Below are 13,135 nucleotides of genomic sequence, written 5' to 3' on the forward strand. Positions count from 1 at the left end.
GGAAGCTGCGGTGTTCCACCACACGCATCACCGCCCTCGTTCAAGCCGTCCTCACCCTGCATCTGGCCAGCTCAGACCGAGGATGAAAAACGCTCATTGACACACTCTCCGGACCGGGACCGCTCAGGATCTGCCCAACGATCTACGCCGCAGACTGCCATCCACAACCGGTGTGAGCACCCCGGAAGGCTGTCACGCCAGCCTTTTGACCTGTGAATTCAAGTTGGCGGAGACTCAGTCAAGGACATCATCGTCACCCATACCAGCGTGGGGTCCATCCCCGCGGGCGCGGGGAGCAGTCTTTCTGACCTGCAGTTCTACCCCACCAACAGCCTCCTCTGAACCACTTTCACCGAAACCGACAAACCGCCTCATACACGTTCCATCACTTACCAAACGGCAGGCCACTTCGTGCCGGTGAGGGCAAGGTGCCAGTCGGGTCCCACTTCCAGGCAGAGACGACCGCCTTCCTCCACGAGGACGGCCGCCGGACGGGCAGGACGCGAAACGGGCCGGGGTAGTGGCGTGTCCAACGCGGCGGGCGGGATGTCGATGACGGCCAGGGTCTCATCGGCGACCTTCCCGCTCCGGCTGGGCCCTGTCGCGAGGCGCACGCCACCGGTGCGCGCTACATCTGCCTGTGGAGACCGGCACCGACTCCTACCGCCTCACCAGCACCCTAGCCCGAACCGAACAGACCGCAGCTGGCTGAAACCGCTGGACTGCTGGTCAGGACACCTGTCAGGCTCCGTCTCGCGGAGATACTCGATGTCCTGACCAGCATGGCGAAGACAGGCCGACTGGGCCCGGTGTTCAGCGGAGCCGAACTGGGACGAGGTGACCGCGGCACTCGGCGAGCCGTGGGACATCGGAACCGTGAGCCGGAACAGAAAGTGGCCGGGGCTCTTCGCCTACGGAGACCTGGAACTGAGTGTCTGCCGCTGCCGCAGGATCTCCCTCATCTGCGTCCAGACCTGGCGTGACGTCGTCGAACTCCCCCCATCGATTGTCGGGGGGACGGGCACCTTCCCGGCCGGGCTCAGGCACACGAACGTCGTTTCCGCCTTGGACAAGGCCGGCTGTTCCTGGGAGCCCTACCCTCCGCTGACCTTCGGCGACCAGTGCTCGCTCACGGCGATCCCGTCAGGAGCGAACTTCACCTTCGAGATCCCCGAAGGCGAGGAACCGGTGCTGAACGTCATGGGCCTGCCCGGCGACAGACACGACTGCTCCGCACGGACTCCAGACCAAGATCACTGACGCGAAGCGCCGTCCAAAACTCGTGAACATTTATCGCCCCAGTGATCGCTAACCGCTGCTCAAACTGGTCGACAAACGCTGTCACTGGAGGCGAACGAAGCCAACGCCTCCAGCGGCCACACGGTGCGCTGCGCGGTGAACGGGATGATCCCGAGCGAGACGGAGGCGAGCGGCATCACGGCCAGGAGGTGGCGCAGCTGCCCGCGCATCGCCTCAGGCGCGGCGGTGCGGTAGCGCAGGACGGACTCCTCGAGGAGAGTCGATCGTCACCGTGCCGGTGGGGGCGATCCAGCCGAGGCGGACGACGTGGTCGAAGTCGGTGCGGCGTACGACGAGGCGATGGGCGGGGCCTGGTCGGGGCCGAGGGGGACGTGGCGGTCGGGGAGGAGGGGCAGGTTCCGGCGGCGGGCGAGGGCGTCGACCTGGTCGGGGTACACGTCCGGGGTGGCGATGTCGCCGCCAAGGTAGACGAGGAGGCCCGCGCAGACGAGATGGCCGACCACCGTAGCGGTCATAAGCGGCCGACAGAACGGCAACGGCTCCCCCAGCGCCTCCGTCAGCCGCTCCGCCGCCCACCACGCCGCCGCCGTGCCCTCCCTGGCTGAACCCGCGCTGATCAGGGTCGCCGAGGTCCTCTTCGACGTCACCGACAAGAACGGGGACCACACCATCGACGCGGACGAGTACCGGGCCCTGTTCCGGACCGCCTTCCACCGCGACGCCGTCGACGCGGGCGGCACCTACGGCCGCGGCGCGACGGCGCCACCAGGCCCCGGACGAAGGCCGGTTGTCAGGCGGGAGAAGGTACGGACCGGGACCGGTGGCCCTGCCACCGGTCCCGGTCCGCGCGGACGCCGACGCGTCACATCGGCTCGGGGAAGATGTCACTGATGCTCCAGGCGACGCTGAAGCAAGGGATGAACGCGTGGTCCTCCTGCTCGGTGTCCAGAGCTTGGAGCGCGAGGATCTGGCACATGGATGGTCTCCTCTTTCCTGACGGGATCGTGTCGGTCGGTCATCGCACACCTCGGCGCGGAGACGTCTGCCGCCGCGCCGAGGAGGTCATGGGAGGTCGGGCCGGTGACGTCGGACGGCTGCCGGGAGCCCGGGAGGGGCCGTCGTGGGACGCGGACAGGAGCGGGCCGGACAGCAGGCGGTGCAGGGCCAGGAGGACACCGGCTCCGCCACTGGACAGGTCGGCGGTGAACCGCTGTGAACCCGCTCCGAGGAAGCGGACACCGCGTCGGTACGGAATGGCGTACTTCAGAAGACCGGTCCCGGCGCGCACGGCGTCTTCGCGTGCGGCGTCCGTGCCGGTCGCTTCGGCGTGGTCGGCCAGGAACCAGGTCAGTCCAGCCAGTCCCCGGTACAGGCCCGCCTCCTTCGTGGCACGGGAAACCCTGATGCCGGTCACCAGCCGCGGAAGTGCCGCCGCGCAGCGTTCGTCCGGCGTGGTGGTCGTGTAGCGGGTGAGCACCGCCGCGAGACCGGCCGCGCCCGTGGCCAGGTAGGGCATGGCGCGGGTGAGTCGTGCGTTGTCCGAGAGGGACAGGGCACCGTCTTCCAAGGCAAAGGTCCGATCCAGCTCTTGGTGGAGCAGCAGACGGCCTGCCTCCAGGAAGCGCGCCTCGCGGGTGTCACGCGCCAGGCGGTGGAGGAAGAGGGCCAGACCCGAGCGGCCGTGCAGCAGGCCGCGGGCATCGTGCTCGCCGAGGGCTGCCGACAGGTCGGGGATGCCCAGCAGGCCTTCCCCTGCCGCGGCGGCTCGCTCCAGGTGGCTGTTCTCTCCGGTCAGCCGGTGCAGGGCGAGCCAGCCCAGGCCGACCCCGGCCCGCCCGCCCGCCAGCGTGGCACACGAGGCGGTGAGCGGGTGGCCGTCGGCGTCCTGGAGCAGATCGACGGCCTCGTCCAGCCGACCGAGGCCGGCCAGGACCCGGGCGACACCGGCCGACCCGACGAGCAGCCCCGGAGACAGCGCGCCACGCAGGGCCAGTACGTCGCGGCGCAGTCGTTCGCATATCTCCTCCGGCACCGCGGTCCCGGCGCGGTGCAAGGCGTACACCACTCCGGCCGTACCGTAGGCCAGGCATACGTTGTTGGTACGGAACGCCTCGGGGGAGGGAGGGAAAGCCCACTCCGGACGGTCGACGTCGGCCATCTCCAGCAGCCCCGCCGTCACCTCCTCGGCCAGCCGAGTGAGACGGCCGTGCAGATCGGTGTCCGGCTCGGTGGAGGGCAGACGATCGGAACCGTCGTCGTTCAGGTGGAAGACGGTCGCGCGCTGCCACAGGTCCTGCGGGGGAGCAACGTCCGCCAGATCGCGGCGCAGGAGCAAGAGGTTGTCGGGCGCGTGCTCGGCGATTTCGTTGAACGGCGCCAGGAACGCGAGGGCGACCGCCGACGTGCCGTACCGGTCCTGAAGGAGCGGATCGGTGTCGGCCCGGCGCAGCCCGGGCGGCGGGGTGAACCCCGGAGTGCCCATCCCGCTCGGAGCAGCGGACAGTGCCGAGGCCGCCTCGAAGTCCACCAGCCGTGCCCCGCCCGACGGCGTGACCAGGACGTTGCCCAGGTTGAGGTCGCCGAACCGGTAACCGGCGGTGTGCAGTCGTTCCAGCGAGGCGTCCAGCGAGGCCAGCAGCCGCCGGCACGCCTCGTAGTACGCGGCAACGGAGTCGGCCGTGCGGTCGGCGCGTGCCAGTGGGGAGGACCGGCTCAACCAGCCCACCAACGGCTGCCCGGCAACGTACTCGGTGACGAGGAAATCGTGCTCCCACTCCGTGAAGTGTTCCAGGGGCTCCGGGCCCACCCCCGGGGCGGCCGCGTGCAGGTCGCGCAGCACGTCGTACTCGTGCCGCAACCGCTGCCTCGCGTCGGTCCCGTCGAAGACCAGACCGTTGTGGGCACGGGCCTCCTTGAGGAAGACGGTGCGGCCGGTCCGCCGGTCGCGGGCCCGGTAGGCACCACCGGCGTTGCTCAGGCGCACCGCTCGGTCCACCTCGTAGTCGCGGATCAGGATCGGGCCCGCGTGCGGCTGCCCCTCCCGCTCGACGAATGGGTCCGTGACTCCCGGGGGCAGGTGGAAGGCGGGCAGCCGTGAGTCCACGATCTCGCGGCCGAAGCCGTCGCGGATCACCCCCTCACGGGTGCCGTCGGCCCTGAGCCGGCTGCTGGCGCCGTCGAAGGAGCCATAGCGGTAGTGGACCGTTCGCGAGTCGCGAAAGCGCCGGTCGGTGAGAACGTAGGGTCCCTCCTCCCCGTCGAGCGCCTCGCGCAGGCGTTCCAGCAGTCGGCGTGCGGTCGTCGTGTCCGGTGGATACACGGTGCAGAACTTGCCCGCCTGGGTACGCACGGCGTGCTTGTGGTGGAGGAACAGGAAGAAGAGGCGGGCGCTCAGGTGCTTGAAGGGCACTCCTTCGGCGAAGCAGATTCCGGCGACCGTGTCGAGCACGTGCTGCGCCCGCTCCAGACGCGCCGACACGTGGATCTTCCAGCCCTGTTCGGGGAAGTCGGTCCGCGGACCGGACCAGACCGTCCAAAGCCCCTGGGAGGAGCCGTGCATGCCAGGCGGCACCTCACCGGGAGCGAAGCACGGTCCGGGGTCGGCCGCGCTGGGCAGCGGCAGGAAGTACTCCTGGTCCGCGAGTGCCTCGCCGAAGCCTTCGAGCACGGGATCTCCTCACAGAGCGGTGACGGGCCGCTTCAACGGTCTCGTGCGCCGGGCACTGGTACCGGCAGGTGCGGCGGCGGTTCCGGCGGCGGTGTGTGCGACCAGTGTCGAGCGAGAGCGTCCCCGAGACGGCCCGCAGGGTCCGCGCATGCTTGGAAAGTCGGCCGATTTTTCTGTCCGACCGACCCGCCGCCCAGAGCGTGTCTCCTTGATTCGCTTGTCGGTTGATTAGACGTGTCCGTCCAGTTAGTGATCACTGATGCGATGTGGGACCGGATCGAGCCGTGGATGCCGGCCGACCCGGTCCGCGGTCGGCGATGGGCCGACCACCGCCGAACCCTGGAGGCCATCGCCTGGAAATACCGCACCGGCTCGCCTTGGCGGGACCTGCCGGACGAGCTGGGCTCGTTCCAGACCGCTCCCAAACGGCTGCTCAAAGAGCGTTTTGTCCCGGCAGGAGCGCTTCGTCACAATTCGGGTGATGGAACGGCTAGGGTCGGCTGAGGCTTCAGACGTCTGTTGTGGCAGGTGGGGCGGGTGACGTCTTTCGAGGGCCCGTTTCAGTCCCTTCGCTCCTGTCTGATCCCAACGCGCCCCCGGTCGCGCCTGTTTGCGCCCTGTAATGGGAGAGCCGTCATCGCTACTACAGAAACATGCCTCGCAGATCGCGACCGTATCCGAGCGACTTGTCCGATGCCCGTTGGAAACTGCTGGAACCAACTCTGACAGCCTGGCGGACCGAACGAAGGGGGAAGGGCCTGGACATCGGCCGGCCGTCCGAGCATGATCTGCGCCGGATCATGGACGCCATCCTCTACGTCGACCGGACCGGGATCCCATGGAGGTATCTGCCGCACGACTTCGCTCCGTGGGAAACCGTCTACGGATACTTCGCCGCCTGGCAGAAGGACGGGGTCTTCGACCAGCTCAATGGTCTTCTGCGGCGCCTGGTCCGTAAGGCTGAGGGCCGCGATGTCGAGCCCAGCGCCTGCGTTCTCGACGTCCAGAGCGTCAAGGCCTCGGCCAACGTGCCGGCGGTCGGCCAGGGCATCGACGCGGGCAAGAAGATCGCGGGCCGCAAACGTCACATCGGCGTCGACACACTCGGCCTCCTCCTAGCCGTGCTGGTCACCGCCGCCAGTGTCTCCGACAACGCCGGTGGCATCCATCTGCTCTCGGACATTGCCGCAGGCCACCCGCGCGTCACAAAGGCATGGGCCGACAGCGGTTATCGAACCAAGGCCGTCGACCACGGTGCCCGCTTGGGCATCGATGTCGAAGTCACGCGTCGCGACCCCGCCCAGAAGGGCTTCAAGGTGATTCCGCGGCGCTGGGTCGTCGAGCGGACCTTCGGCTGGCTCATGCATCACCGTCGCCTCGCCCGCGACTACGAAACCCACCCCCACCGCTCTGAAGCCATGATCAAGGTGGCCATGATCGACCTCATGAGCCGACGACTCACCCACGAATCCACCTCGAACTGGCGCGACTCCTGAGTCAGGAGAAAGCGCCCTGAGCAGGGCAGTGCCAGTCGGCCGAGTCGATCGCATCCTCCTCCATGTCACTGAGGTGAAAGCAGTTTCCGTTGACCCACACCGTGACCGATTCGGGCCGATGGTCGACCTGGAATGGTTCGTCCCCCCGCAGAGTTCCGGACCATGAGCCATCCGCTGCAGGCGAGTGGGTGACAACGGCCCACGTCTGCTCTGGGAGCATCTGGTACGTGTCCGCCCAGGGCTCCACGGTCAACTCCAGCGCGGACTCACCTCCATTGCTGATCAGCAGCCGCGCTGTTCCGACACTGTCCATTCCCCGCACCCCTCCTTGCCTCTACGGGCGATCCCGCACGCAGCTGCAGAGTACGGGCCCACACGACCCGATCGTCACGCACGCACGACCGCCTGAAGTCGCCCTGCCACCCGAGATATCAAACAGCCCTGCCGGGACAAAACGCTCTTTCAGGTGGGCCATGGACGGCACCTGGGAACGGATCTTTGCCGCGCTTCTGACAGTGGCCGACGGTCTGGATGACATCGGCTGGACCGTGTCGGTGGACTCCACCGTCTGCCGAGCCCACCAGCACGCCACCGGAGCCAGGAAAAAGGAGCGCCAGATCGGGCTGAGCCTGGCGACCATGCGCTCGGACGTTCCCGCGGCGGCCTGAGCACGAAAGTCCACCTCGCCAGCGACAGCCTTGCACGGCCCTTGGCCCTCCGCGTCACAGCGGGTCAGGCGGGCGACGCGCCAGCCTTCGAAGCCGTCATGGCCGGCATCCGTGTTCCGCGAAGCGGGCAGGGAAGGCCGAGGACCCGACCGGACGCCGTCCTGGCGGACCGCGCGTACTCATCCCGCGCGATCCGGAGCCATCTCCGCCGACGCGGGATCCGAGCGGTCATTCCTCAGCCCTCCGATCAGATCCGTCACCGCCTGCGGCGAGGCCGAACCGGTGGCCGGCCACCCGCCTTCGACGCCGAAACATACAAGCAGCGCAACGCGGTCGAACGATGCATCAACCGGCTCAAACAGTGGCGCGGTCTGGCAATGCGTATGGACAAGCTGGCCATCGCCTACCAGGCTGCCCTCCACCTTGCCGCCACCCTCGTCTGGGCTCGCGAGTGATCGAGAGGCCGCCCATGGGTTTTCGGTCAGAGAGGATCGAGGAGCATCAGGACCTCGTCCCGGGTGTCGTCGGGCGCGAAGCGCAAGGCGCTGGGCCAGCGGCCGACCTCCCGCCATCCCAGGCGGCCGTAGAAGTCCTCCAACCCTTCTCTTCCCCGGGCCGTGAGACGGAGCTGCTCAAGCCCCAGCTCGTCACGGGCGACCGTTCGCAACTCTCGCATGAGAGCGGAGCCGACACCACAGCCGCGGAAACCGGGATGGGTCTGGAGGTGATGGACCGTTCCCCAGTGTGCGACGAGCCGAAAGGGATCACTTTTGAGGACAACCCACCCGGCAAGAGCCTCACCGAACCTGGCGGTGATGAGGCGGCTGCGCGACGGTTCGAGATGGCTGAGGAACTCGTCTGCGACCGGCGCGACGTCGTCGTCATGGACCGGAGGGAAAGGAAACCCCGCGGCACCGCCTGCGTTCGTGACCGCGATCCAGCAGTCGACGAGCTGACGCCTCAGATCGGAAGAGACCTCATGCATCCCGGTGATCTGGGTGAGAGTGGGTCTGATCTTCTGCTTCATGCACAGGAGCATCCCAGTCGGTGCTGACATCGAAGTGAGTCAAGCCTCAGAAGCCACCTACGACTCACGCCTTCAAAGAGACACCTCCTAGTCGACTCCTACGTAGACATGAAGGGGCGGCTGACCGGAGCGCTTCGGATACGCCGGGCGCTTGCGGATGCTTCCACGCGCTCTTTCCGCGCGCCGGACCGCGTACAGATCATGGACGCGGTCCAACGGAAATGACCACAGCCGGAGCATCCGTGCCCGGAGCGGTCGCCACGGAGAGGACCTTGATGGCCGCTCCTCGCCCATCTCGCCTGGCCCACCGCCTGGCCGCCTTCGGCACAGCGCCCCACGCCTCCCAGACGAGTCGGCCGACCGTCTCGGCCGCCGCGACACTGCACCGCTCCTGAAGGCTCCTTGCTATCGGGTGCTGCACATCACGTAGAGGTCCACTTCGATCGGCTCGTAGAAGCTGCCGGCTTGCACCCACCAGCCGTCGCGGTCGGCCTCTTCGCCCATCAGACCGGGCCGGGACGCCCGGAGCGCCGACTCCTAGGTGTTCGCGGCGGCGCCGCCGCTGGTGACCCGTCGGCCGTTCAGGCAGGTCAGGAATCCGCCCGAGGGTTGGTTCTTGCTGATCTTATAGGTCGTCCACTGGTTGTCTTCGATGGGATCGGCGCACGTCGCATAGCCGGCGACACCGACGTTGCTCCACTGGTTGTTACGCCCTTCGACCGTCCACTGCGTCGGCCCGGACGAGGTGAAAGCAGACGGGTAGCTCTTGGTGAGGGTGGTGTCCTCCCCCTGGATCTCGCCTCCGCCGCCAAGGACGGTCTTACCCGCCGGGCAGGAGACCGCGGAGGGCTGGTTGCTCGGAAGGCCGGCGGTTACGGGCGCCGTGGTGGCCGTGGGCGGGCTCGGGCGTGAGATCGGCGGGCACGGTGTCCTCGGTTTCCCCGGCCTGCGGGCCGGATCGGGGGTCGTCCGGCCCGTACGCGGATGTGCGTGCGGGCCGGGGCCACCGTCGGAAGCACCCCCCTTGTCCGCGGTCTAACCGCCCACGGCATCCGGTGTCCGATTCCTCCTCGACTAGGCCCTTGTGGTGCGGATTTGTCCGTGAGTGGCATCACGACCGCCTCCCTGGAGAACGTATCGGCCACCAGAGCGGTAGCGGAGGTGGACAAGGGGTCATGGCCCGGCTCACGGTCGGGCCGACCCTGCCGGACAAGGGGCCGGGTTTGACCCTTGCAGTACCGTTACGCCCCCTTCGGGCTAGGGGAGATTTCTTCGTCCTCTGCCCACAGGCCCGCGATTTGAGACTCGTTCTGAGGCCGCCACGATCAGCGGAGCGGTCCGGAACCGAGGAGCCATACGTGCCCGAGAACACCACCATCACGCCACTCGTCCCGACGACCCCGCAGGCGGTGATGGACGTCTTCGGCCACCTGCGGGCGGCCAGCGTCGCCGACAGCGAGTTCGCCGGCGAACTCGTGGTCGCCGGGCCGCGGATGCCCGAGCTGATCGTGGACGTCGTCGAGCGGATCGTCGTCCCCGTCACCACGGTCGGCGAACGCACGGCGGAGCCGTGCGACGAGTCCTTCGTCCTCGACGCCCTCGGCCGGGTCTTCGTGACCGCCCTGGGCGCCTGGGCCACGGCCGGCCCGGACACCGCCGAACCCCTCGCCCGCACCGCCCTGCACCTCATCGCGCAGCTGCTCGTCGAGGATCACGAGGACCTGGCCGACGTCCTGGAGCACCTCGACACCGTCGCCCTGCACCAGGCGATCCAGGCCCACCCGGCCCCCGCTACCCGGTAACGCCCTCCCCACCTCTCCAGGCAGGCGGGCGCGGTAGGTGCCCGCCACCGACACGGACAAGGAGTCCCCTGTGGAAACCACGACGCATACCACCACCGTCTCGGAGCAGACCGCGCAGGCCGCCGAGTACCGGGAGCGGATGACGCGGGCCGCCGACTACGTCGAGCTGGTCTGGCGCCACCAGGGCACCGAGCGGGAGCAGACCGAGCTGGCGGCGTTCCACGCCGACAACCGGCTCGCGCGGACGGTCGGCGAGTTCGGCACGCTGCTGCTGACCCGTCACCTCACCGCCGTGCCCGACGGGCACGTCGGCTGCGAGGCCGGCTACGTCCTGGACAGGCTGGCGACCGTGACGAACCGGGACCTCATGCGCCGGTGCCTGACGGGTAACGCGGTGGAGGCCGCCTGGTCCGCGGCCCAGTTCCTGATCGAGTGCATGCAGGAGGTCGACCAGGTCAGCCAGTTCCTCGCCGACGTCCGCGGCGACATCGCCACCGGAAGGCCGGCCACCGCCTGACCCCAGGCAGCGCCCTCGGTGAACTCCACCCGGCAGCCGGAACGGTGGGTGGAGTCCACCGGGTGGAGCGGAACGGACGTGGGCTCCACCCTCCACCGGGTGGAACCCGCGTCCGTGGCGACCACTTCGGTGGGAGCCGCGGTCCATCCGGTGGAATCCACTCGGTCGGCCCGCTCTGGGGGTGGGATCCGCGCATCACGGTGTCCGTTTTACCCCTTGACCACCCCTTGACCGCACCATTTGCCCCGGCGTCGGTGGAGTCCACTTCCACTCGGTGGCGCGGTGCAGCACGCCCCCGGGCGCACGGTAGTGCCGAGTGGAAGGGCGGGTTCAGCGACGGCGGGAACGGTGCGGACGTACGGCCCGTGGCGGGTTCGACCGGCCTCCGGAGTACTGCCGCGTCCGGTTCCCCCACACCGGCGCGGGCACGGCGGGCGCCGCGTACAGCACCGCCCGCAGCCGGACCGCGTCGGCGAGCTGCTCCAAGCGCTCCATGTACTCGGGTGCGAGATCCGGGATCGGGTGGACCATGGCGAAGACCTCCGTACCTCGGTGACCGGCTCCCCCACCCTCGTCTCCCTCCCCGTCGCCAGGACGTGGCCGCCGGTCGCGTCCCAGCCGGTGCGACCGCGACTTCGGCCCCCGGCCCACCCGGCGGACCGGAGCACGAAATGGTGGGCTCCACTCGGTGGACTCCCTTCCCCACGGAGTGGAACTCACCCGTGGAGAGTGGAGCCCATTCAGCGGCTCGCCCCGCCGTGTCCGGTGCTGGGCTGGCCGGGATGCTGCCGGTGCTCCTGGTCCTTGAGGACCGGCCGGGGAGCGGGAGCTTCGGGTCGGGGTTCGTAGCGCTCCCGGAGCATCTTGGCGCGTGTCTTCATCTCCTCGATGCGGGCCTGGATGCTGATCTGCTCGGTGGTCAGGTCCTGTGTGCCCGTCTTGGCGCGCGCCCTCTGGAGCGCCCGCAGCCGCTCCATATAGTCCGTCGGCTCGCTTTCGCCCTCCGGCTCCTCGACGTCGGTGTCAGGGAAGAGGAGGAGCTGTTCGGGCATCGCGGCCTGCTGGTGCGCGGTGACGCCCTCGTAGTGGGCCCAGCGAGCGGTGCAGAGGCGGTAGTCCGCCAGGAGCCCGCGGGTGGTCTTCGGTTCGGTGATGTCCAGGCAGTACGCCGCGATGGCCGCGTTCACGATCGTCTCGTCCAGACCGGGCTCGCGGCGGCGGCCGCGCTGAACCAGGACGAGGAAGCGCCGGGCCTCGGCAAGCAGGTGGCGGCGGTGGAAGAGACCATCGCTGCTCATCACGAACACCATCGCGCTGACGCCGAACGCCGGCCGGTCGGCGCGGCGGTCGTCGAGGACACCGAGGTCCAGACCCTGCAGGGGGAACCGGCACTCGTCCCGCGGTACGCGGGGCCGCCGCCGCACCGCGTCGGGTGCTCGACGAGTTCTTGGGCACGACCGAGGTCAACCAGAACCTGGCCGCGCGGGTGTCCGCCCTCGGCACCGCCTACCCCGCCCGCCGCCCGGACGCCGATCCGCTGGAGGGGCGGCGCATGTCGGGCATCGGCCCGACCACCGCAGGATCCTCCGCCACGCGGGTCTACGAGCCGGCCGACCGCAGCCGTTTCCTGCTGCTGGACTTCGTCGGCGACGAGACGCTCCCGCCCGCCGTCGAGGCCGGGTGGAGCGGACGCGTCGAGGCCGTGACGGTGACCGGATGGGACCATCACCCCGAACTGGCGGGGGCATCCGAAATCCTGGTGCGCCCCGACGGCCATGTCGCCTGGGCGAGCCGAACCGGTGACACGGCCGAGCGGCGGGCCGAACGCACACGGACGCTCGCCGTGTGGGCGGGCGCCCCTGGCACGGGAACCTGAGATGCGCCTCCTCTTCGACGGTGCCGATCTCGACGCGGTCGGCCATTTCACCGACCGCCCCACCACCGCACCGGCAGGCACCACGAACCCCGGCGGATTCGGCTGGTCCGTCATCACCCGCCCCAGCACCGACGTCGCCGTCACATCACCGCCCGACGGCAAGAACATCCGCGTCGTCCTCCGGAGGGGGGAAGGGAGGAGGCCGGGGCCGAAGGGACCCCGTTGGTTCCGTGCCCTGCCGTGTTTGATGTCGCGCACGCGCTGGACGAATCCGGACGGGGTCAGCGGCGTGCCGCGGTGACCATCACCAGGAGGGGGACGAGGCGGGTGGGCGGGATCTGGTAGCGGCCGCGCCCCATCGTCTCCAGCCAGCCGGCGGAGACGAGCTGCCGCAGATGGTGGTAGATCTGGCCGGTCGTGCCGAGCCCCTCCAGCTCGATGAGCTCGGCGACCGCTGTACGTCCTCCGGCCAGCGCCTGGATGAGCCGCAGCCGCACCGGGTGGCTCAGTGCCCCCAGTGCGTCGGCCGCCTCCGACCAGTCCGAACTGAGCATCGAGTCGGTGGTGTCGGAGCGCTCCCACTCGACGAGGTCCCCGTCGAGGCCGACCACGGACCCGGCGAACAGGACCCCGCCGTGCGCCGCTTCCTGGAGCCGCTCGCGGAGCTGGGGCAGCGCCCAGTAGGCCTCGGCCGGCGTCTCGTCCGGGACGGGGCCCCGGTGGTCGCCGTCCAGCCTGGCCTCGATTTCGGAGAGTCGCTGCGCCATGTCGGCGACCTGCCCCGCCAGGGCCTCCCAGGAAGACGCGTACTCATTCATCGAA

Annotated in this window: 13 protein-coding genes and 5 pseudogenes; 10 read left to right on the plus strand and 8 right to left on the minus strand. The window is 69.2% G+C overall.

The annotated features are described in order from the left end of the window. Window positions 1–86 (plus strand): annotated as a pseudogene (locus tag OO47_RS36510) (IS5/IS1182 family transposase); the annotation flags it as partial. A 751-nt stretch (window positions 87–837) separates the two neighbouring features. Continuing rightward, window positions 838–1,260 carry a hypothetical protein gene (locus tag OO47_RS34185; RefSeq protein WP_030221067.1) on the plus strand — a complete coding sequence of 141 codons (423 nt, stop codon included), beginning with the start codon at window positions 838–840 and terminating at the stop codon, window positions 1,258–1,260. A gap of 104 nt (window positions 1,261–1,364) precedes the next feature. Here OO47_RS34185 and OO47_RS38170 read toward each other — a convergent pair. Together OO47_RS38170 and OO47_RS37020 are read right to left on the minus strand one after the other, a co-directional pair. Further along, window positions 1,365–1,517: pseudogene (locus OO47_RS38170) on the minus strand (Scr1 family TA system antitoxin-like transcriptional regulator); the annotation flags it as partial. Window positions 1,518–1,526: 9 nt separating this feature from the next. After that, the gene (locus OO47_RS37020) at window positions 1,527–1,775 is read right to left on the minus strand and encodes a hypothetical protein (protein ID WP_078489973.1); all 249 of its coding nucleotides are present in this window, start codon (window positions 1,773–1,775) and stop codon (window positions 1,527–1,529) included. A 49-nt stretch (window positions 1,776–1,824) separates the two neighbouring features. On the opposite strand from OO47_RS37020, the pseudogene OO47_RS38175 reads away from it, so the two are divergent. Then, window positions 1,825–2,016, plus strand: a pseudogene (locus tag OO47_RS38175) (EF-hand domain-containing protein); the annotation flags it as partial. A 259-nt stretch (window positions 2,017–2,275) separates the two neighbouring features. Here OO47_RS38175 and lanKC read toward each other — a convergent pair. Next, the gene (gene lanKC / locus OO47_RS28285; protein ID WP_051716307.1) at window positions 2,276–4,927 is read right to left on the minus strand and encodes a class III lanthionine synthetase LanKC; all 2,652 of its coding nucleotides are present in this window, start codon (window positions 4,925–4,927) and stop codon (window positions 2,276–2,278) included. A gap of 234 nt (window positions 4,928–5,161) precedes the next feature. Here lanKC and OO47_RS35585 point away from each other — a divergent pair. Beyond that, a pseudogene (locus OO47_RS35585) lies at window positions 5,162–5,365 on the plus strand (transposase); the annotation flags it as partial. Between the two features lie 215 nt (window positions 5,366–5,580). After that, window positions 5,581–6,423 (plus strand): IS5 family transposase, encoded by an 843-nt coding sequence (locus OO47_RS28290; protein ID WP_030221074.1) that lies wholly within the window; start codon window positions 5,581–5,583, stop codon window positions 6,421–6,423. 1 nt (window position 6,424) lies between these two features. On the opposite strand, the gene OO47_RS28295 is transcribed toward OO47_RS28290, so the two are convergent. Continuing rightward, window positions 6,425–6,736, minus strand: a complete 312-nt coding sequence (locus OO47_RS28295) for a hypothetical protein (RefSeq protein WP_030221077.1) — start codon at window positions 6,734–6,736, stop codon at window positions 6,425–6,427. A 151-nt stretch (window positions 6,737–6,887) separates the two neighbouring features. On the opposite strand from OO47_RS28295, the pseudogene OO47_RS35590 reads away from it, so the two are divergent. Next, a pseudogene (locus OO47_RS35590) lies at window positions 6,888–7,546 on the plus strand (IS5 family transposase); the annotation flags it as partial. Between the two features lie 26 nt (window positions 7,547–7,572). On the opposite strand, the gene OO47_RS28305 reads toward OO47_RS35590, so the two are convergent. Next, a complete protein-coding gene (locus OO47_RS28305) occupies window positions 7,573–8,118 on the minus strand; it encodes a GNAT family N-acetyltransferase (RefSeq protein ID WP_030221083.1) in 546 nt (181 codons plus the stop codon). A gap of 1,358 nt (window positions 8,119–9,476) precedes the next feature. Here OO47_RS28305 and OO47_RS28310 point away from each other — a divergent pair. Next, window positions 9,477–9,920, plus strand: coding sequence for a hypothetical protein (locus tag OO47_RS28310; protein WP_030221086.1), 444 nt, complete (start codon window positions 9,477–9,479; stop codon window positions 9,918–9,920). 70 nt (window positions 9,921–9,990) lie between these two features. Further along, window positions 9,991–10,437, plus strand: a complete 447-nt coding sequence (locus OO47_RS28315) for a hypothetical protein (RefSeq protein ID WP_234323325.1) — start codon at window positions 9,991–9,993, stop codon at window positions 10,435–10,437. A 330-nt stretch (window positions 10,438–10,767) separates the two neighbouring features. Here OO47_RS28315 and OO47_RS28320 read toward each other — a convergent pair whose 3' ends face one another. Further along, a complete protein-coding gene (locus tag OO47_RS28320; RefSeq protein WP_030221091.1) occupies window positions 10,768–10,968 on the minus strand; it encodes a hypothetical protein in 201 nt (66 codons plus the stop codon). A 209-nt stretch (window positions 10,969–11,177) separates the two neighbouring features. Next, window positions 11,178–11,735, minus strand: coding sequence for a hypothetical protein (locus OO47_RS28325; RefSeq protein ID WP_158708710.1), 558 nt, complete (start codon window positions 11,733–11,735; stop codon window positions 11,178–11,180). Between the two features lie 149 nt (window positions 11,736–11,884). Here OO47_RS28325 and OO47_RS33635 point away from each other — a divergent pair, with 149 nt between their 5' ends. Further along, the gene (locus OO47_RS33635) at window positions 11,885–12,313 is read left to right on the plus strand and encodes an aromatic-ring hydroxylase C-terminal domain-containing protein (protein WP_199812351.1); all 429 of its coding nucleotides are present in this window, start codon (window positions 11,885–11,887) and stop codon (window positions 12,311–12,313) included. A 1-nt stretch (window position 12,314) separates the two neighbouring features. Further along, the gene (locus OO47_RS28335; protein ID WP_030221097.1) at window positions 12,315–12,614 is read left to right on the plus strand and encodes a hypothetical protein; all 300 of its coding nucleotides are present in this window, start codon (window positions 12,315–12,317) and stop codon (window positions 12,612–12,614) included. On the opposite strand, the gene OO47_RS28340 is transcribed toward OO47_RS28335, so the two are convergent. After that, window positions 12,595–13,131 (minus strand): ArsR/SmtB family transcription factor, encoded by a 537-nt coding sequence (locus OO47_RS28340; protein ID WP_051716311.1) that lies wholly within the window; start codon window positions 13,129–13,131, stop codon window positions 12,595–12,597. The two genes, OO47_RS28335 and OO47_RS28340, sit on opposite strands and share 20 nt — an antisense overlap. Window positions 13,132–13,135 lie beyond the last annotated feature (4 nt).

The sequence above is a fragment of the Streptomyces bikiniensis genome, from assembly GCF_000716625.1.
Classification (GTDB): Bacteria; Actinomycetota; Actinomycetes; order Streptomycetales; family Streptomycetaceae; genus Streptomyces; species Streptomyces bikiniensis.

What these genes read in the sequence shown, in the direction of transcription:
- OO47_RS28305 (WP_030221083.1), bottom strand. Translation starts at nt 8,118, where the DNA reads ATGAAGCAGAAGATCAGACCCACTCTCACCCAGATCACCGGGATGCAT.
- OO47_RS28320 (WP_030221091.1), bottom strand. Translation starts at nt 10,968, where the DNA reads ATGGTCCACCCGATCCCGGATCTCGCACCCGAGTACATGGAGCGCTTG.
- OO47_RS28335 (WP_030221097.1), top strand. Translation starts at nt 12,315, where the DNA reads ATGCGCCTCCTCTTCGACGGTGCCGATCTCGACGCGGTCGGCCATTTC.
- OO47_RS28340 (WP_051716311.1), bottom strand. Translation starts at nt 13,131, where the DNA reads ATGAATGAGTACGCGTCTTCCTGGGAGGCCCTGGCGGGGCAGGTCGCC.
- OO47_RS37020 (WP_078489973.1), bottom strand. Translation starts at nt 1,775, where the DNA reads ATGACCGCTACGGTGGTCGGCCATCTCGTCTGCGCGGGCCTCCTCGTC.
- OO47_RS28290 (WP_030221074.1), top strand. Translation starts at nt 5,581, where the DNA reads ATGCCTCGCAGATCGCGACCGTATCCGAGCGACTTGTCCGATGCCCGT.
- OO47_RS28295 (WP_030221077.1), bottom strand. Translation starts at nt 6,736, where the DNA reads ATGGACAGTGTCGGAACAGCGCGGCTGCTGATCAGCAATGGAGGTGAG.
- OO47_RS28325 (WP_158708710.1), bottom strand. Translation starts at nt 11,735, where the DNA reads ATGAGCAGCGATGGTCTCTTCCACCGCCGCCACCTGCTTGCCGAGGCC.